The sequence below is a fragment of the Halobaculum sp. P14 genome (assembly GCF_051195155.1).
In the GTDB taxonomy this organism is placed as follows: Archaea; Halobacteriota; Halobacteria; order Halobacteriales; family Haloferacaceae; genus JBNTKA01.
This window is the reverse complement of the sequence record NZ_JBNTKB010000007.1, coordinates 78,045-94,663: the sequence shown is the minus strand read 5'-3', so window position 1 is coordinate 94,663 and position 16,619 is coordinate 78,045. Positions and strand designations below refer to the sequence as shown.

20 protein-coding genes and 1 tRNA gene are annotated in these 16,619 nt (G+C 57.6%); 7 read left to right on the top strand and 14 right to left on the bottom strand.

Features of this window, described 5'->3' with window-relative positions:
- Nucleotides 1-407 precede the first annotated feature (407 nt).
- The 3 genes from ACQUS7_RS13410 (at nucleotide 408) to ACQUS7_RS13400 (ending at nucleotide 3,074) form a co-directional block, all read left to right on the top strand.
- On the top strand, nucleotides 408-680 hold the full coding sequence (locus ACQUS7_RS13410; RefSeq protein ID WP_435147662.1) for an ArsR family transcriptional regulator: 273 nt from the start codon (nucleotides 408-410) through the stop codon (nucleotides 678-680).
- A 421-nt stretch (nucleotides 681-1,101) separates the two neighbouring features.
- A complete protein-coding gene (locus tag ACQUS7_RS13405; RefSeq protein ID WP_435147660.1) occupies nucleotides 1,102-1,908 on the top strand; it encodes a hypothetical protein in 807 nt (268 codons plus the stop codon).
- A 443-nt stretch (nucleotides 1,909-2,351) separates the two neighbouring features.
- Complete coding sequence (locus ACQUS7_RS13400; protein WP_435147658.1) at nucleotides 2,352-3,074, top strand: ASCH domain-containing protein; 723 nt, start codon at nucleotides 2,352-2,354, stop codon at nucleotides 3,072-3,074.
- Here ACQUS7_RS13400 and ACQUS7_RS13395 read toward each other — a convergent pair.
- The 4 genes from ACQUS7_RS13395 to ACQUS7_RS13380 form a co-directional block, all read right to left on the bottom strand.
- Nucleotides 3,008-3,781, bottom strand: coding sequence for a uracil-DNA glycosylase family protein (locus tag ACQUS7_RS13395; protein WP_435147656.1), 774 nt, complete (start codon nucleotides 3,779-3,781; stop codon nucleotides 3,008-3,010). The two genes, ACQUS7_RS13400 and ACQUS7_RS13395, sit on opposite strands and share 67 nt — an antisense overlap.
- Nucleotides 3,774-4,553: a hypothetical protein gene (locus ACQUS7_RS13390; protein WP_435147654.1), complete on the bottom strand. Its 780-nt coding sequence runs from the start codon at nucleotides 4,551-4,553 to the stop codon at nucleotides 3,774-3,776. Before ACQUS7_RS13390 ends, ACQUS7_RS13395 begins: the two co-directional genes overlap by 8 nt.
- Nucleotides 4,553-6,085, bottom strand: a complete 1,533-nt coding sequence (locus ACQUS7_RS13385) for a hypothetical protein (RefSeq protein ID WP_435147652.1) — start codon at nucleotides 6,083-6,085, stop codon at nucleotides 4,553-4,555. The genes ACQUS7_RS13390 and ACQUS7_RS13385 overlap by 1 nt, the downstream gene beginning before the upstream one ends.
- Nucleotides 6,086-6,325: 240 nt before the next feature.
- Entirely contained in the window at nucleotides 6,326-6,919 is a 594-nt protein-coding gene (locus tag ACQUS7_RS13380; protein ID WP_435147650.1) for a tyrosine-type recombinase/integrase, read from the bottom strand.
- Nucleotides 6,920-7,314: 395 nt separating this feature from the next.
- Here ACQUS7_RS13380 and ACQUS7_RS13375 point away from each other — a divergent pair, with 395 nt between their 5' ends.
- The 3 genes from ACQUS7_RS13375 (at nucleotide 7,315) to ACQUS7_RS13365 (ending at nucleotide 8,498) form a co-directional block, all read left to right on the top strand.
- Nucleotides 7,315-7,635, top strand: coding sequence for a helix-turn-helix transcriptional regulator (locus ACQUS7_RS13375; protein ID WP_435147648.1), 321 nt, complete (start codon nucleotides 7,315-7,317; stop codon nucleotides 7,633-7,635).
- Nucleotides 7,632-7,967 (top strand): hypothetical protein, encoded by a 336-nt coding sequence (locus tag ACQUS7_RS13370; RefSeq protein WP_435147646.1) that lies wholly within the window; start codon nucleotides 7,632-7,634, stop codon nucleotides 7,965-7,967. The genes ACQUS7_RS13375 and ACQUS7_RS13370 overlap by 4 nt, the downstream gene beginning before the upstream one ends.
- Before the next feature lie 108 nt (nucleotides 7,968-8,075).
- Nucleotides 8,076-8,498 carry a hypothetical protein gene (locus ACQUS7_RS13365; RefSeq protein WP_435147644.1) on the top strand — a complete coding sequence of 141 codons (423 nt, stop codon included), beginning with the start codon at nucleotides 8,076-8,078 and terminating at the stop codon, nucleotides 8,496-8,498.
- 24 nt (nucleotides 8,499-8,522) lie between these two features.
- Here the strand turns inward: ACQUS7_RS13365 and ACQUS7_RS13360 are convergent, their stop codons facing one another.
- The 10 genes from ACQUS7_RS13360 to ACQUS7_RS13315 form a co-directional block, all read right to left on the bottom strand.
- Complete coding sequence (locus ACQUS7_RS13360) at nucleotides 8,523-8,915, bottom strand: PIN domain-containing protein (protein WP_435147642.1); 393 nt, start codon at nucleotides 8,913-8,915, stop codon at nucleotides 8,523-8,525.
- Nucleotides 8,912-9,109, bottom strand: a complete 198-nt coding sequence (locus tag ACQUS7_RS13355) for a DUF7557 family protein (protein WP_435147640.1) — start codon at nucleotides 9,107-9,109, stop codon at nucleotides 8,912-8,914. The genes ACQUS7_RS13360 and ACQUS7_RS13355 overlap by 4 nt, the downstream gene beginning before the upstream one ends.
- A 467-nt stretch (nucleotides 9,110-9,576) precedes the next feature.
- Nucleotides 9,577-9,840 carry a hypothetical protein gene (locus tag ACQUS7_RS13350; RefSeq protein ID WP_435147638.1) on the bottom strand — a complete coding sequence of 88 codons (264 nt, stop codon included), beginning with the start codon at nucleotides 9,838-9,840 and terminating at the stop codon, nucleotides 9,577-9,579.
- 383 nt (nucleotides 9,841-10,223) lie between these two features.
- A complete protein-coding gene (locus ACQUS7_RS13345; RefSeq protein ID WP_435147636.1) occupies nucleotides 10,224-10,526 on the bottom strand; it encodes a hypothetical protein in 303 nt (100 codons plus the stop codon).
- Entirely contained in the window at nucleotides 10,523-10,753 is a 231-nt protein-coding gene (locus ACQUS7_RS13340; protein WP_435147634.1) for a hypothetical protein, read from the bottom strand. Before ACQUS7_RS13340 ends, ACQUS7_RS13345 begins: the two co-directional genes overlap by 4 nt.
- Nucleotides 10,754-11,045: 292 nt before the next feature.
- Complete coding sequence (locus tag ACQUS7_RS13335; protein WP_435147632.1) at nucleotides 11,046-13,016, bottom strand: hypothetical protein; 1,971 nt, start codon at nucleotides 13,014-13,016, stop codon at nucleotides 11,046-11,048.
- Nucleotides 13,013-13,525, bottom strand: a complete 513-nt coding sequence (locus tag ACQUS7_RS13330; protein ID WP_435147630.1) for a DUF488 family protein, N3 subclade — start codon at nucleotides 13,523-13,525, stop codon at nucleotides 13,013-13,015. Before ACQUS7_RS13330 ends, ACQUS7_RS13335 begins: the two co-directional genes overlap by 4 nt.
- Entirely contained in the window at nucleotides 13,522-14,109 is a 588-nt protein-coding gene (locus ACQUS7_RS13325; protein WP_435147628.1) for a hypothetical protein, read from the bottom strand. Before ACQUS7_RS13325 ends, ACQUS7_RS13330 begins: the two co-directional genes overlap by 4 nt.
- Nucleotides 14,106-14,363, bottom strand: coding sequence for a DUF7563 family protein (locus ACQUS7_RS13320; protein WP_435147626.1), 258 nt, complete (start codon nucleotides 14,361-14,363; stop codon nucleotides 14,106-14,108). The genes ACQUS7_RS13325 and ACQUS7_RS13320 overlap by 4 nt, the downstream gene beginning before the upstream one ends.
- A 66-nt stretch (nucleotides 14,364-14,429) precedes the next feature.
- A tRNA-Pro gene (locus ACQUS7_RS13315) sits at nucleotides 14,430-14,500 on the bottom strand.
- Nucleotides 14,501-14,693: 193 nt separating this feature from the next.
- Between ACQUS7_RS13315 and ACQUS7_RS13310 the strand changes: the two genes are divergently transcribed.
- Nucleotides 14,694-16,577, top strand: a complete 1,884-nt coding sequence (locus ACQUS7_RS13310; RefSeq protein ID WP_435147624.1) for a mechanosensitive ion channel domain-containing protein — start codon at nucleotides 14,694-14,696, stop codon at nucleotides 16,575-16,577.
- Nucleotides 16,578-16,619 lie beyond the last annotated feature (42 nt).

Genomic DNA, 16,619 nt, shown 5'->3' with positions numbered 1-16,619 from the left:
CGTGGTTCGCGGACGATTCAGGGTGACCCTCGCCGCGACGCCCCGAACTTTGGACAGGGACAGGGCGTCGCGGTTAGTCAGGTCTGTTCGAGTAAGCCACCGCGTCGGAGGCGGTGGGGCTTTCAGATGTGCGGGGTGTTCTTCCCCTAGCGTCGAATTTGGGAACATGGCTTTCGTGCTCTGTTCACGAAGGCCCGCGCGGACCAGCGTTGCAGCGCTGGGTCCGCTCTTATCGCGAGTTGGACCCACCGCCGACCGGCGGGTCCGCGAAGCACCTCCGTGACAAACTGTTCTGTAGGTCAATGACTTAACTCTTACCAACAGGTTAGTTTGCCCGACAAACAGCCGAGTTTGGTGTGGCTGTGACATGAAAATAGTCAAGCGACGTCCGTACAGGCCGGTAAGTAATGCGCCCCAAGCTCGCTTCATGGATGACCCCTGTTGATAGGGACATCTTGGAGCGGCTGGAGAACTCGGGTAACCGAGAACTAGTTCTGACGCCGGCGATGATTGCGGAGAATACCGATTGGAAGCACCAGACCGTCCGCGAGCACGTCCCAATTCTCCGCGAGAAGGGCCTCGTAGAGTATTACGACGAGGACCGAGGGATTTACCGGCTTTCTGACCGCGGCCGCGCTTACCTTGATGGTCAACTCGAGCCAGAGTCTCTAGAAGATTAACCCCTGTCCGTTTGGGGTGACTCGGCCGAGCCATTCGATGCCAGTTTCGTGCCACACTGTGGTCTCAAGGGAGAGGGAATAAGAAGCTGACCCGTAGGGTTCCGAAGGGTTCCGATCCGATTCGAATCGCAAGACAGCGGCGGATTCGGAAGGTTCCGATCCGGGTTCCGATCCGAATTCGTGAATCAAGTCGATAGCAGATTTCGAGGCGGCTCCAACAGTTCATCCACCAGGTCGTTCTTCCGATGCGTTTCAATCTCGTGGTGGGTTTCTCCCTCGTCGCTCGCGACTGACTTCTGCTCCGTTCGTCGGCCGATGGTGAGACGCGGATTCATCCCTCTCTCTACACCAAATTATCTATTCGACTAACTGGTCTACTACCGTGAGAAAGCTAATGCGACTGGATACGTGAAATTGGCTAATGCCTCGGATCCTTCCATCCGTTCTGTATCCAATAAATCTGGTTGCTGCATTAGCCACTGGGTTATTTCACCAAATATATAGGGCCAAAAATAGGGTGGTAGACTGTATCTCTAAGTTGTTACTACGCTGGCTGTGTACTTTTCATGAGGGAATCGACGAATTGCTAAAATCAAACGAGGAGTGGTTGGCAGGTCAGAGGGCTGTAAAGGGGTCTGTATCGGTGATTGCAATATTCTTTGTATTGGCATGGGTGATCGATGCAGCGACACTCTACAGGGTGAATAATACCGTCTATGGATTGGCAGTGAGTGGTACTTCAGGTATCGTTGCTACAGGAGCAGACCTTTTAGAGAAACAATCTGGTGAGTTCCCGGGTATCTCTGCTGAAGTTCACAAGGTGATCGGGTTTCTCGGGTTTGGCGCTGGCTTTTTTCTCCAGATAACTGTCTTATTCCTACAGTATCGGCCTCTCACATTCATTCCACATGTTGGCCCGGGCCAGCTTACAACTTCTTTATACTGGGTACTCGGGATTTCGATCTTTTTATTCTCTACATCTAGGGACTTCTTGAGGTCATTAGCTTTCTCGTTTGTGGTGACTCTGACGTCTGTAGTTTTCGGAATAGCTGTCTACGTATTCATAGGAGAGGTTGCAGGGTTATTATCAACATTTGGTGTTTACATCGCCCTCATCATCTATTGGCTATCTATCACTATCTTGGTTCCAATTTTTCGAGGGATCGAACATAGTCTATCTCAAATAGCGACACCTCACGAGGCAGAGCCGTCAGAAAAGGAAAATTGATGTTTGTCTCCCTGTCTCGCATTCATGACCATTACTTGGATCAGAATTTAATGGTTTGATGGCCTCCAAAAATAACGCAAAATTTCTGTGAAGCACTTATACACCTGCTCAATAGCGCCACCGGTTTTGATGTATATGGGGAACACACTAAGAATCCTTGTTCACGAAGAGCCTCCGACAAAGTACAATCTTCTAATTGCTGTTGGATCCAATCACTAGTCAGGGAGTTCAGACTTCCGACCTAAATCAAGGACCCATGCGATTCCAAGTGACGGATCCTTACCTGAACCTCGAATGAGTTCAGGTTACACTTTTCGCTAGCTGACTCAAGTAGATTTATACGCTCCCGGCATTGCTGGTCAAATAAGAACCTTCTCCAATTCACGATGGGATACCAAAATAGAGATTCAAGAGGGAATTTTCAATCAGAGTATGATGACCAGATGTTCATACAAGCGCTCAGCGAGAGCGGTGCGCCTCTCACGACTAAACAAGTAGCTAATAGGGTCGGGTGTTCACGCCGAAGGGCCTTCGGGAAGCTCAGTGAATTTGAGGAATCAGGTCGAGTATATTCTAATCGGAAAGGGAATTCCCGGGAGTGGTCTCTTGGTGCTACTCCAGATCTTGAAGATCGGACATTGGCGGATTACGCTGCTGCTAATCTAAGTGCAATCCCTGATCTGGATGCTAATGGGATGGTGATTGCTATCCAGAAACCCCACAGCCAGGACATAATGAGCGGTAGAAAACGGATTGAGTTCAGACGGGGGTCAATTAAACGTGAAAACGAGCCCGACATTGCATTTTTATATGAACCTTCGCCTACTCAGGCGATAATCGGCGTATTTGAAATTCCCAAAATCGAACGGCTCCCGGTGCCTGAGCTGGTTGAGATGGGCGTTGAAAATACCCCGTCCACAAAAGAGTCACTTCAGGAGTATTTCGCCGGTTCAGAGGTAGGCACCGCGATTCACATAGCCAGACCCAGGGCTGTTCGACCACCTGTTTCGCTTAACTATCGAGACGGGAACCAATGGAGATTCACTCCACCTCAGAGCTTCTATTACGTTGACCCTGAAGAGTTCATCAACAAATTCCCTCAAGTGAAAGATGATAATCCTCCCGACGCTTCCCAAGAGTCCGGGTTATCATCCAATACGTCGTAACCTACCGAATCGAGTCGTTTCCTGATCTCTACTAAAGCACGTCTAAATCCATCTTTCTGCTTCGCTACCTGTCGACTATCGTTTTCAGAAAACACAGGCGGATTTGACAATGTGCTTGCCCCAGAAGGGTGAGGCAATACAACAATTGGGGCATCCCAATCTTGAGGATCGTCTACCATTCCTCTTTGTCGACCTACGAGACTAGTCAAATTGAATGATGAGTAGTTCCTTTTTAGAATCGATGCTGCTGCCAATTTTCCCATCGGAACGATCAACTCTAAATCATCCATAGCTTCTATCTGCTTCTCGAGATATTTTGACCTACAATTTCGAATCACGGAATTCCCCAGTTCGGATATACTCCCGTTAACGTGGCATTTGATGGCAGAAGTCGCATAGATCTGATGTGAGTCAAGGAATTCACTAAATCCCCCTGATGAGTCACTCAGCCCAACCCCATATTTTTGTTCAGTAAACATCGACCGGATGCGCCCACTTATTCCGCCTTTATACGCAGTTCCCTCACTAGAGGCTTGGTCTGGGGCCTCCGTCACGAGTATCACCTTCGCATCCCTAGAGCCACGCCGTTCGTCACCAGGTTGAATTGAGCTTAGTGTGATCTCACACTTTGTTGTTGCATTGCACGTTGGATATTCTTGGCAGGCACTGATACCATATTCTGCTCGTGCAAGGTCATGCTCAGTCATCTGACAACCTATTTATATGACTACGGTACTGGGCAAGGTTGCCCTGGTTTATCTCCCCTCTTCTCATAAGGACACAACTATCGTCCCAAATTCTGTCATAGTATCTCTGCCATTGCTCATTCAACTCTTTAGATTCGACACGAATATCCCTAGGGTTATTTGATTCTTGCTGTTCACCTATAGCAACGAAATATACAATGTCGTCGTCTATTAATTGAACGGCAACATGGGATTTTAGGTCTTCTTCTGGTTCTTCATCCAAAATACAGGCTAACGAGTAGTTGCCATTTCCTTGGCGTTCCTCGAGTAAGTCATCCACCCAGGATTCTAGTTGCGGGACCCCCCGAATTATTCTGCGGAATTTAACGTCTTCTGCCGTCTTGTCAGATATGATATCTCCAATTTCCTCGTAATAATTCGCTGTTCTTGTGGTATGGCTTTGCCGGGGATCACTGTTGTCGAAATATGAAATATGCACACGCTGTTCCGAGGTTTGTACGTCGGAACGGAACCTATTATAGAAGTCAGATTCCCATATAGGTTCCGTAATAGCGCGGTTTTCTACATAAGACACAACTGGAGAAAGCGATTCCAGAGAACGATTCAGAACAATTGCTATCTGGATAAACAAAAGACTAGCATAAGTGGCAATTAATTGGTTGGTAGATAGCAACGGGCCACCAAAGCTCTCTATGACGGCTATGAAAATGGCGAGAAGTACTCCAGCTACGGACACACCGTAATTTACAGCCTTTGATTTCCAGTCCGCCATTAGTCAAACTTCCCCATAAAAACCATGTCTACTCCACGTTTGTACGGTTCTTTTAGAAGTCCCTCCGCCCTATATTCGCGTGTTCTGAATGCTCGTAGGGATTCGTGGTCTATTACTGGGACATGCGAATAGAATTTCCTGATGTCGGAATACTTAGATAGTTCACTCTCCGCAAATTTAAGCAACTGGCTTATCCCACGACGGTTAGTACTTGATAGCATAGGGCTCAGCTTGATCGCTCGACCCCGTTTCCGGCTTGCAATAACGCAGCACTTGATATTTCCCCCAGAGTGGCCAATGAAGACCTCTTTTCCCTTGGTGGACAAATCTCCTCCAAGCTCTCGCTTCTCGGCTTCCTGGACGGCGTTGACGAAGTTCTGGTCGATCCCCGTGTACCAGTAACTCATTCGATCTACAACGAAGTCAGAGAACCCCTCAAACCCGTCTGAACCCTTTGAGAATTGCAAATCAATACCTCTGTCATTCCTTTCTAGCTTGTAGTCGTCAGCTACTCCTTGGTCGCCGAGCAATTTCCCGAAAACTAATTCGTTATGTTCAGTATTATACTGTCTTCGCATATGGGCTTCAATTTCATAACCTGAGTTAATTAAGTAGCTATAGGCATGCTTAGAGCTCTCGGGAATCGTGGAGTAAACCTTGTGAACTCCTTCAGATGCAAGCCTTTGATCTAATTTTTTCCGGAACTGCGGTCCCAGCCCTTTCCCTTGAAATTCCTCTTTTAGTACAGTTGGACCATACTTCACGCTATGGCCACGTTTTCTTGTTGTAACAGTGAATCCAGCTATTGAATCTCCTACTAATAGAGTAAACACTGTCTTTTTCAGTGTGAAATATCCGTACGGATCTTCACCCTGTTCATGTGATTCAATAATATGATCTGTGAAGGTGCTGTCAATCTCTCCGTATTCGTCGGGAACTTGAGAGCCAGAAACTAATGACCTGAATTCTTCTTCTTCATGTGGTCCCATCTCTCGAATATTCAAACCACGCTTAGAACCTTCGCTGTCGCCAGTATCCTGAACCCACTTGTCCAATGTTTCATTCGGGAAGTAACTCTCAAGGATGTCCGAGTAGTCTGTTAGTATACTCAGTGATCGATTAGTCAGGTAAATATGTGAGAACTGATCGGGAACGTTCAGATTTGAGTCCGCTTCTGTGATTGTCTCTATTGGAATTGACTGTTCAAACTCATCTGGCTTTTGCACCTCAAATGCTAAGCCGTATTCCCACCCCTCATAGTATCGGTAGAACCGGTCTTTAACGGAGGTCCCTTTACCATATTCAGACCAGAGTTCGTCAACATCTTTTCGAATGACATCTCCCACCTCAAACCCCCCAAGTATGTCTTTAGAGCCGTTCTCGAGCAACAGTACGTAGGATACGTCGGTGGGAACTGATGGCTTTCTGAACTCATATATTTTTTCACCATCAAATATCTGCCTAGCAAACTTAGGTCTGATTGACAGTAGAATAATGTCGTCCCGAATATTTCTTCCCATTGATTTGTACACTGTACTAACTAACATAAAAATCTCATGCCACTTGGGATATCTAATTCGTGCACACCCGCAATATGAACACAGGCTTAGCATGGCGCGAAGAGAGGCTAAGTTGCGCAGGTACCCATTTGGAATTGAGTCCGTGAGCCAAGATTTAGTGTTACTTGGGTCGGGTATAGTTGGTTTCCGACTAATGCAGATCAGGTATTCTCGCGGAAAGCCGGTCGAACTTCTTCCGAAATTTGCCGCACTTCACCACAACTCTTCGGCTTCTGCGTCGAGCTGGGTTCCCGCGTACTGGAGGTAGTCATTCGCGCTGGAGAGGTCGGCGTGGCCCATGGTCTGTCTGATGTACTGTGGCGTCGCCCCGCGGGCGGCGATTAGTGTTCCGTAGGTGTGGCGTAGTACGTGCGGCGTGATTTTCTTGCGTATTTCGGTGTCGCTTGCGACGCGTTTCACTCGGTTTCCGATGGTTTGCCTGGTGACGCCGATCGTTTCGTGGTGGGAGAAATAGTCGCGGAGGGTCCGTAAGGTGTCGGGCTCTTTCAGTGGGATGGTTCGGGCGCCGTGTTCTGTTTTCGGTATCCACATCTGTTCGATGTCGGCGTTGCGAGCGGCGGCTTTCTGCGCACAGTTCGAGCAGTTACAGTCTTCGAAGGCGGGGACGCGGACGAGTTCGTCTTGCCAGTCGACCCAGCCGGAGCGCATGTGTGCGAATTCGTCGGCGCGCATCCCGGTGTGAGCGAGGACGCGGATGGTGGTTTTATGTTCGAGGTCGTGGCGGTCGGCTGCGTCGAGGAGTTGGTTGAGTTCGTCTTCTATGAGTGGTTCGCGTTTCCAGGCCATGGTGGGATGTGAACGATGTTTCCATTAAACGGCCCGCGCGGGGGGAGTTGGGTGGTGTTGTGGTGTGGGATTTTCCGGAGACGATTCTCTGGAAAAGTGTGAGTGGTCGTGAACAGGGATGAGTTTGATAGCAGATAGCCGGCCTCAATTGGTATGGCCGGCTGAGGGCCGGACCCGTCGCTATCCCCCGCAGCCGGCCACTGACTCTCGAGGGCCGCTATGTTGGGGTTCCCCTGTGTCTATTCCCTCCGGCGCCGGTGGCGCGCCGGGGGTCGGGTTGGGAAGCCGGTATCTCGAGTTGTTTTCACCTGATATCAGCCCCGGACACTTCATGGGTGATCTCTCTCGCGAGGGAGTCCCGCAGACTTATTATGCTTTATTGCGTTCTATTACACATGCCCATCAGCATCGACCACTTCGACGAGGAGCCCGCGGACATCCTCGACCTCCAGGAGGGGACACAGCCGTATCGCATCCTCCAGTTCCTCGCCGAGAATAGCGAACAGGCGTTCACGCAGACAGAGATCCACGAAGCAACAGACATCAAGCGCGGGAGCGTTGGAGCTGCGCTGTCGCGCTTGGAGGACCGCGGCCTCGTCCGCCACCGCGGGCGGTACTGGGCGATTGCAGAGGATGACCGCCTCGCCGCGTACGCGGCACAGATGAACGCTAGCTCTGCCTCAACGACGGACGACTACTACAGAGATGATGAATGAGTGAGGGCTACGAGCGGGGTGCAGTCGTGAAAGGGCCCGATCTCCTCGCGGACCACGACTACCGCCCGTACGTCTGCTTGAGCGATGACTCACACCCGTTCCACGACGAAGAAGCGCTCTACGCGGCAAGCACGACGACGAAGCGCGCGGTCGCTATCCCACTCACCGACGACGACTTCGTTTCGGGTGGGCTGCCGCGAGAGAGCTACGTGAACCCGTGGACAGTCGTCACGGTTCGACACGCCGACATGAATCACGTCGAGGGGCGTCTCGTCGAGGCGACGACCGAGAAGATCGCCCGCGAGGTCGCCAGCTACATCGGCGTTCGGTAGCCCTACACTTCATAGTCTACATTCTCTGGAAAAGTGAGAGTGGTCGTGAACCCGACTTGAACTAAAATAAGACTATACGAATAACCATATTACAGTCTACATTAACTGGTGGATATGGGCCCGTTTGCTCCAGAGACAAAGCAAGCCTGGAAAGAGTTAAACGAACACTTCGGTCGCTGTCCTAAGTGCGGCACTGACCCCTTCGTCGGCTGGGAGGCCCTGTCCTCGCATACGGCCCATATGAAAGCTCTCTATGAGATTGCCCACGCGTTGGCTCACGCTGATATAGCGAAGCTATCATCAAACATGTCTGATGCTGCTGAAGGAGCCAAAACTGCTAGCGAGGTTCGTCATTCGGAATCCGGCTGGCTTCAGGGATTGAGCAAACACCTTGCAGATCGCCGCTCTGAAGCGTCTAACGTCTATATTCGTGAAGAGAAATTCGAGTGTAAGGAGTGTGGTGCTGTGTGGAACCCGGAGAAATGGGATATCAGTCTGAAGGAGTTGGGTTTTGTCGCCTATACATACTGAAACCCTGTATACCGGTAGCTGGAGCTATTCCCCGAGGTTAGTCACTGTGAGGTAGGATTCCAGAACTTCGGTCTGGAAGTCGCTATCTGCGACGACTAACTGGTCCCCGGTTGACCGAGCAGTTGCGGCGATGAGGAGGTCGCGGGTCGCCATCCGTTGCCCGTCGTCGAGGAGTTCGTCCTGTAGTCGTGCGGCTTCTAGCGCGATGCTCTCGGTCAGCTTGAGAGCGGTGACGCCGCCGAAGTCCTCGCGGGCGGCTGCGACGTCAGTCGAGCCGGCACCGAGCTTCCCGTCAACGACTTCGAAGACACAGAGCGTGGACGTGAGGTATGGTTCGCCTTGCTCTTCGACGAACTCGACCGTGTCGTCGACACCGGCGAGCATGTCGATGATGACTGACGAGTCGAGGAACGTCACTGCCGGAAACTCTCTCGAGACCGGCTGACGGCATCGCGGGCACGGTCTGCTTCTTCGTCAGACCACGCACCGACGTTGATCGGTTCCTCGTCGTTGGCGAGCCGCTTGAGGAACTCGTCCCACGTCTCGCTTTCCCGCTTGAGGTTCGAGAGCTTCCGTTTCGTCTCGTCGGAGACACGGATACTCGTACTCATATGTATACGTACTGTATGCAAGGCCGAGAAAGTTGCGGGTATGAGGCTTTGTACAATCCACTACGGAAATCTGTGCTATCGTGTGTTGGGTAAGTACAGATGGTGAACCTATCAGTCGATATGGAGGGTTTCAGTTCACGATAGGAGCGTGACAAGGACTCCGATCACGACAAGGAGAATACTGGCAGCAGTTAACAAAGGGTCATTCCCGACAAGTTGCCGCAGAAAGATACCAACTAAGGTCATCTGTACACCTACGAACATTCCTTTCACGTTGGTCGATTCCATACGTATCTTCCGCCAAAGAGAGTACAGAGAAAATTGCTCCGGTCAGTTCGTAGACTGTGTTAGCGGCTGCTTCAACGACGAATCTGGCAGATTAATAGGTTCCCTGAGAGTTGAGGTTGCCGAATTCGTGAGTCGCCAGCAACGGCTACAGTTGATGACAGGGAGAAAATACTCCTCGATTAGTCTGCTGTGCGGGGCTGACCGAGCGCGTCTTGGTCCATAAGTTTGCGGGCGACGATTCGCTGGACGGCTTCGCTCTCTTCGGCCTCGGGGATGGTTCCGCCGTCGACGAGCCGGACGAGGTAGACACGGCGACCGAGTCGGTCGACGAGGAGGTTCTGCTCGTTCGGGATCTCGCCGTCGTCGAGGACGTCGTCGCGCTGAAGGAACGATTTGGGAAGCGTCACGACGCCACTTCCGCTCTTGTTCTGGAGCGTCTGCATGGTCTGAGGGTACTGACCGGACGTGATAAACGGTCCGCGCGTGACCACGCCTCTCTCACTGTGGACATCGGGGCAATCCCTTCGAGATTCATCGACGAAGCTAGCTCTGCAGGACGACCGAATCTCACCGAAATTCTTCGGGGGTCGCCGTTCGGAAATACGCCCAGTGTGGGCCCAGGGTGACCGCTCACAGTTCTGACGGTGAAGAATACGCGCGCGCGGTATTCAGATATGATCGCGAATACCCCCCACGGGGTGCGTGGGCGCTGTCGAGATGGCTTATATACCCCGGATTAGGGCTCTTTCAGAGGTCAAAGTAGTCCGAATTAGCGGCACTGAAACCGCCGAGATTCTGGCCGCGAGTTCACACTCACGAAGGTGATTCAGTAGTTGATCTTCTCGAATGCCGTCTCCGTGAGTTCGTGGTCCTCGAGGCCGTCTGGTTCGAACGTGCCGCGGTGGGCCCATCCGTTATTCTCGTACTGCAGAACGTGGGCTGTGCCGTCAATCTCGACCCAGAACGCCTCGACGAGCTCTGTTCGATAGCCCTGCGGACCGAGGGCATCCGACTTTAATTCGACCCGTGTACGGTCAATCGCGTCGTGGTCTGCCAACTCCTCGACGGCCGATTCGGACAACTCGGTTGCCGGGAGGGCGTCGACGATGCTCGTGGGGTCAATAATCATCTGCTTGCCTCCATTGGAGTCACAGGTTCACTGCGGACGTACCGGACCTTAGTAGCCCCGCGCCCCCCGCGTCGGCCGAGAAAGCCGTTCTCCGCGAGTACGGACAGGTGCTGGCGGACGGTGCGCTCGCCTGCTCCTGTTTCGTCGACGACCTCCTCGACGGTGAATGGTTCCGACCGACGGAGCGCGACAATCCAGATACGGTCGGTGATACTTGCTTCGGGCATGCGCGGCTCGACGACGCCTCGTCACTTAATCGGCCCGCGCATATCTGCAAGGGGTGGCTGATTTTCGCGCGCCGCCCGAAGCGGTGCGGGGGGTATTTTGTTGTCCCCCCGTAGGGGGGTGCCCTTAGGCACACTCCCTAAGGGGTACTGCCCGGTCGGTGCGGATGGCCGGCCGCGGCTCTGCGGTCGTGACACCGAACCGTTCACAGAAACGACACGCTACCGGGAATTACTGTCGCGCGACGGCGGAATAAAGGGGTGCTGGGTAGTGATGCCTCTCACGAGGACCGCTTCAGCCGGGGATCTCGAACGTCTTCACGGCGTGCTCCTCAACGTCGATATCGAAGCCGGCGCGCTCGACGGCGGTCTGTATCTGTTCGGGAGTCCAGGTGGTTCCGGCCTCGATCATGCGGCGCACCTGCTCGATCGCGTCGACGACGTCCTTCCCGCGGAATCTCCGGGCGAGTTTCTCGATGGCCTGTTCGGCGGCTTCGCTCGGGTCGTGTCGGAGTAGCGTGTTGGCGTCCTCGACGTGCTCGGTGCCGGACGCGTCACTCCAGCGGACGCGCTTCGGGAAGTTCCCCGGCGCCTTGCCCGCGTTTCGCCACGCTTCGAACCCGTCCGTGGTGACGTCGCCGGCGGTGACGGGAGCATGCAGTCCTTCGTCGGGGTGCGGGAGGCAGGAGCCGAGGTGCAGCTCGTGGCCGTCGTCGTCGACGACTGCGTCCCACTTCTCGCGCCAGCTGTCGAACGGGTCTCCTGGCACCCGCTGATACGCGTCCTTCTCGAGGACGGTGTCGGCTGCACGGACGGCCTGGTCGACCGCGTTCTCGACGGTCGTCACAGTTCGGCCGAGGATCTCCTCAAACTGTTCGCGGAGATGCGCTGAGTTGAACGAGATGACGCCGTTCTGCGATTCGATGGCGTCGCCCATCCGGCTGAGCCAGCGGTAGACGGTAGTCTCGCTCGTCTCGGACTGCTCGGCGAGGTCGTCGTATCGGGCGCGGCCACCGTCCGCGACGAGCTGCTCGGTGAGCGAGAGGTCGGAGGTGGTCATGCGCTGGAAGGACCGGACCAGCATCGACTCCTGGGAGCGCTCGATTTCGGGCGTCGGGTCGTCGAACAGTTCGATGTCACGCTGTGTCGGGGCTGGCGAGAAGTGCCAGTCCTCGACGAACGCAGCTGCGCTGTCGTTCGAGGAGCCAAGCGCGTCGGGTGCGATCGGGATGCCCGCCCACGTGAGGATGTTGACGAGTCGTTCCTCGAGTTCTTCGACGAGGTTGTACCGGCGGTTCCAGGCGACGGTGTCGGAGTTGATGCGGATGTCAGAGACCTTCCTCTGGAACAGCACGCCGAACTTCGGGTGGTACAGCGGGTCCTCTGGGTCGGAGTGTTCGTGCTCGGGGTCGTAGCACTTGGCTTGCGTCCCGAGACTGTGGCTGGGAATCATCGACGAGGCGGCGTCGGCGTGTGAGACGAGCCGGTACATGGCGCCGTGGTCGTCGCCGCTGTCCCAGAAGTACGCTCCCTTCGAGGTATCCTGCGTGGACAGCAGCATCGCGAGCTGCTGGAAGGCGCCGCCCATCCGAGTGAGCTTTTCGGCAATCGACCGCGAGAGCCGGACGTACCGCTCGTGGGCGCCGATGTTGCTCGTCGGGAGTGGCCGGGTGAAGTAGTCGCTGTTCCAGTCGTCGCCGAGCGCCTGAGCGAGGGCGCTGCAGGCGCAACGAAGCCAGTGCGGGTACTCGTCGGGCTCGAGGTTCGAGCCCTGAACCTCGACGTTGAATCCGGTGTCGGGCTGGTCCGGATGGTCGAACGGCGAGGGGATCGAGTTCCCGGTCTCGACGTGGGTCATGCCGTCGTAGCGTGGCCGCACGTGGAAGTTGGCCTTTCTCTCACCGGCGCCGTCGACGTGGATGCGCGGCTCCCACATAGAGCGGTCCTGCGGGAGGTCGAAATCGGGGTGTGGTGCGATTTTCCCGGCGTAGTCACCGTCGTCGTCGGTCCCGTAGTACAGCGAGACCTCGACCTGTTCGCGCGGGTCGTCGTCGACGGGGTCGGCTTCCGAGACGGGGTGCGGGTCGACACCGGCGAGCCACGGGAAGCGGGCGTCGAGAGTGGTGCCGCCGTCGAGCTGGCGCATGAACCGACAGATAGCCCAGTAGGGCGCCATGTTGTCGGCGAGCGACCCCTTCGTGGCGTAGTTGAGGTTGATGCGGGCCTCGTGGGGGCACGTCCGGATTATCGCGGTGTCGGCGCTCACCGGCCGTCACCTCCGAAATCGTCGATCGCAGTCGGTTCTGGCTCGTCGTCTTCCTTCGTTCTCTCGAGCGTGTTCGGATGGGGGCGGTGTTCGATGTCGACGCCGGCCGATTCGGCGAGGATTTCGGCGAGTAGCCGTCGGTGGCAGTGGGTTGCGTCTTTTTCCCAGCAGACGAGCCAGACGCCGGTGCCGTCCGCGGCCTGTTCACGAAGGTTCGAGAGGACCTGTTGTTGACCGGGGTTCTCGATGAAACCGCGGTACCGCTCTTCGAAGTCGACGCTGTTCCAGGCGGTTGCCGCCGGGTCGTCGGCTCCGTCTCGCTCCGCGGCGGATTCAACGGTCTTGTACGCGTCGAGCAGTGACGGCGGTGGAGCGAGCGCCGGGACGTTTCGGTCAACGACATCCTCGACGAACTCCTGTGGGTAGCGGACGACGCCCAGGACGAGCTCGTCTTCGGCGGGCTCGACTACGCTGCCAAGTCCGCCGAAGTACGTCGTTCGGACGGTCACTGTCCGTCACCTCCGACAGGCGCGTCTCGGTCACCGTGGAGCGCGCGAACGACGTCATCCTCGACGGCAAGCCAGCCGTATTTGCGGCGGTTCCCGCGAAGCCACTCTCCGGCTTTCTCGACCGGTACCTTGGCGGAAGCGGTGACGTCGAGGCGCCGGTTTACGGCGACGTAGTCGACGGTCTCGGCTTCGTCGGGTTCTTCGCTCTCGTAGAGGGCCTGCCCGTTGACGAGGAGTGCGACGCGGACGAGCGTGTCATCGGCGAGCGTCTCGGGCGCGTCCGCGAGTGCGACGAACCGATTGCCGACTGTCGCGAAGTCGTTCGGGTCTTCGTCCAGGACGCGTTCGGGGGCGGCTTCGAGTCGCTCCCAAATCTCTGGGTTCTGCTGCCGGAACCACGCGACGTGATACGGGCAGTACCGAGCTTCGCCACCTTCTGGAGCAGGGACCGCGAAGACGGCGGACTCGGTGCAGGGGCCGGCGTCGCAGTCGGCGTCATCGTCGAGGGGGCCGACGTCGGGTTCGAGTTCGCGTCGGATTTGTGCGTCGCGGGCGGCGATGGAGCGGCCTCGGTTGGCGCTCATTTGCCATCACCTTCGTCGTCGCGGGCGCGGACACGGCCGCCGCGGAGCCGCACAGATTGGTCTTCGGGGTCGGGGATGTGGACGGATTTGCCTGCGGGGGTTCCGCGGTCGAGCCGCGGTGTGGAGTCGCAGGCGGGGCAGCGGTGGACTTGGTCGTTGTTGTCGCCGAAGACGGCGGCGAAGCGTTCGGAGACGTGGGTGCCGCAGTTACGGCAGGATGTATCGCCCGCCTCGTTGTCGAGTCGGGCTGTCACACCCCCCACCTCGGTTGCGTCTGGTGGCAGTTACACTGAGGCGGATGAGTGTTGTCAGAAGGTTTATGGGACCGCCGAGATTCGAACTCAGGTCCTACCGACCCCATCGGCAGAGGATACCACTACCCTACGGTCCCGCAGGTAGAGGGAGGCGAGGGCGTCGGTTAAGCGCTTCGTTTCGGGGGAGGGAGAGCCGTCGGGTGCCGTCGTCGTCCGTGGCGGTCCGGAGGGGTCTTCGTGGCCGGGGTGGATTGGGTCGGTCCCGGACTGATTCCGGGTTGGGGGGACGATAGATTCGGCGTTTAGTGGCGGCCGGGCGTCGGTTCCTCCATGAACGCGCTGCTGCCGTGGGGGGTGCTGCTGCCGTCGGTGCCGGTCGACGCGGTGGTGCAGGCGGTCGTCGGGTTCGTCGTCGGTGCGTCTGCGGTGTACCTCGTCGGGAACTTCCTGATTGAGCCGGCCGTCGACTGGGTGTTGCGGCGGCGGGAGTCGCTCGGCGACCCGGCGGTGCGGAAGCTGGCGCAGAAAGTGGTGGGCGTCGGGGTGTACGTCGCGGCGCTGTGGGCCGGGCTGACGCTCGCCGGGCTGGACGACGTCGTCAGCGCGACCGCGACCGTCGGTGCGGCGGGGACGATTGCGGCCGGCTACGCCGCGAAGGACGTCATCGGGAACTTCGTGAGCGGCCTGTTCATGATTTCGGACCCGCAGTTCGAGGTCGGCGACTGGGTGGCGTGGGGGGAGTACGCCGGCGTCGTCGAGTCGGTGTCGCTCCGGACGACGCGGGTGCGGACGTTCGAGAACCGCACCATCACGGTGCCGAACTCGGACCTGGCGAACGCGGCGGTGACGAACCACTCGAACAACGACTACGTGAAGGAGACGTTCAGCGTCGGCGTCGGCTACGGCGAGGACATCGGCGCCGCGTCGGACGTGATTCTGGAGGAGGCGGCTCGGCTGGAGACGGTCCGTGAGACGCCGTCGCCGTCCGTGTTCACGGCGGAACTCGGGGCGTCGGCGGTCGTGTTGCGGGCGGCGGTCTGGATTCAGCCGCCGGAGCACGCCGCGGTCGTCCAGACCCGGTCGGCGCTCGCACACGCCGTCAAAGAGCGGTTCCAGAAGCGCGGCATCACGATGCCGGTGCCGCACCGGCGGCTCGTCGGGAACCTCGACGTGACTCGCGTCGACGGCGACGACGCGGATTCGCCGTCGCACGTCGACACCGTGACGCGGCCGGAGCTCTCAGTGTCCACGGACGAGTCGGCCGGTGCGGAGCGGACGCGGGAGACGACCGCCGATGGCCCGGTGGAGGAGTTGACGGACGCTGCGGCGCTCGAGGCCATCAGCTCCGACATCGACGCGGCGCTGCCCGAGGAACTCCCGGAGGAACTGCCGACCGGCGGCGGGGAGTCGTCGCCGCAGTCGGACGCGCCGGACCCGCCCGACCGGACGCGTCGGCTGGGCGTCGTCGACCGCGCGAAGCGGTTCCTGTTCGGGGCGTCGGCGGCGCGGAGCCCGCAGTCTGACGCCCCAGACCAGCCGGACGAATCCGACACCGCCCGCGGCCGCGGCGTGTTCGCGTCGGTCGCTGCGGCGCTCACGGCGCCGTTCGGGCGCACCGCGACGCGGTCGGGCGACCCGTCGGACCAGCCGGACCCCGAAGACGCGGCTCGGCCGGGGCGCTCGGAGTCCGCCGTCCACGAACTCACCGACGGCGACGCGGACCTGGTCGAAGGGGTCGGGAGCGGCGAGGAGACGCCGCCGGGCTACGACGCGCCGGACGCCCCCGACGAACCGGACGCGGACAGCAGCGCCGCCGAACCGAAACCTGAGGGCGCGGTCGACGAACTCACTGACGGCGACGACGACCTCGTGGACGGAGTCGGCCCGAACGAGGACGAGCAGCCGCCGGGCTACGACGCGCCGGACGCGTCAGACCCGCCCGATTCGGGCGCCGACTCAGACGCCGGGAGCGCCGGCCGTTCGGGCGGCGCCGACCGCGACCGCGACGACGACGGCCTCGATTTCCTCGACGGCGACGATGACGGTTCGACCCGGGACGCGCGCACGGGCGGCGGTTCGGCGTCGAACGCGGACGGCGCCGAGAGCGGCAGCGACCCGCCGGATACTCCGGACGCGCCCGACAAATCGGACGCGCCTGACCCGGACGAAGACGACGCCGACGGCGACGCCGCTGCTGGTGACGGCGACGTGTGAAGCACCGCAGACGTCGGCGGCGACGCAGAACCTCGGTTCTGG

Coding starts and splice junctions, on each gene's coding strand:
- ACQUS7_RS13410 (WP_435147662.1), top strand. CDS start 408: ATGCGCCCCAAGCTCGCTTCATGGATGACCCCTGTTGATAGGGACATC.
- ACQUS7_RS13405 (WP_435147660.1), top strand. CDS start 1,102: ATGCCTCGGATCCTTCCATCCGTTCTGTATCCAATAAATCTGGTTGCT.
- ACQUS7_RS13400 (WP_435147658.1), top strand. CDS start 2,352: ATGTTCATACAAGCGCTCAGCGAGAGCGGTGCGCCTCTCACGACTAAA.
- ACQUS7_RS13395 (WP_435147656.1), bottom strand. CDS start 3,781: ATGACTGAGCATGACCTTGCACGAGCAGAATATGGTATCAGTGCCTGC.
- ACQUS7_RS13390 (WP_435147654.1), bottom strand. CDS start 4,553: ATGGCGGACTGGAAATCAAAGGCTGTAAATTACGGTGTGTCCGTAGCT.
- ACQUS7_RS13380 (WP_435147650.1), bottom strand. CDS start 6,919: ATGGCCTGGAAACGCGAACCACTCATAGAAGACGAACTCAACCAACTC.
- ACQUS7_RS13375 (WP_435147648.1), top strand. CDS start 7,315: ATGCCCATCAGCATCGACCACTTCGACGAGGAGCCCGCGGACATCCTC.
- ACQUS7_RS13370 (WP_435147646.1), top strand. CDS start 7,632: ATGAGTGAGGGCTACGAGCGGGGTGCAGTCGTGAAAGGGCCCGATCTC.
- ACQUS7_RS13355 (WP_435147640.1), bottom strand. CDS start 9,109: ATGAGTACGAGTATCCGTGTCTCCGACGAGACGAAACGGAAGCTCTCG.
- ACQUS7_RS13350 (WP_435147638.1), bottom strand. CDS start 9,840: ATGCAGACGCTCCAGAACAAGAGCGGAAGTGGCGTCGTGACGCTTCCC.
- ACQUS7_RS13345 (WP_435147636.1), bottom strand. CDS start 10,526: ATGATTATTGACCCCACGAGCATCGTCGACGCCCTCCCGGCAACCGAG.
- ACQUS7_RS13340 (WP_435147634.1), bottom strand. CDS start 10,753: ATGCCCGAAGCAAGTATCACCGACCGTATCTGGATTGTCGCGCTCCGT.
- ACQUS7_RS13325 (WP_435147628.1), bottom strand. CDS start 14,109: ATGAGCGCCAACCGAGGCCGCTCCATCGCCGCCCGCGACGCACAAATC.
- ACQUS7_RS13310 (WP_435147624.1), top strand. CDS start 14,694: ATGAACGCGCTGCTGCCGTGGGGGGTGCTGCTGCCGTCGGTGCCGGTC.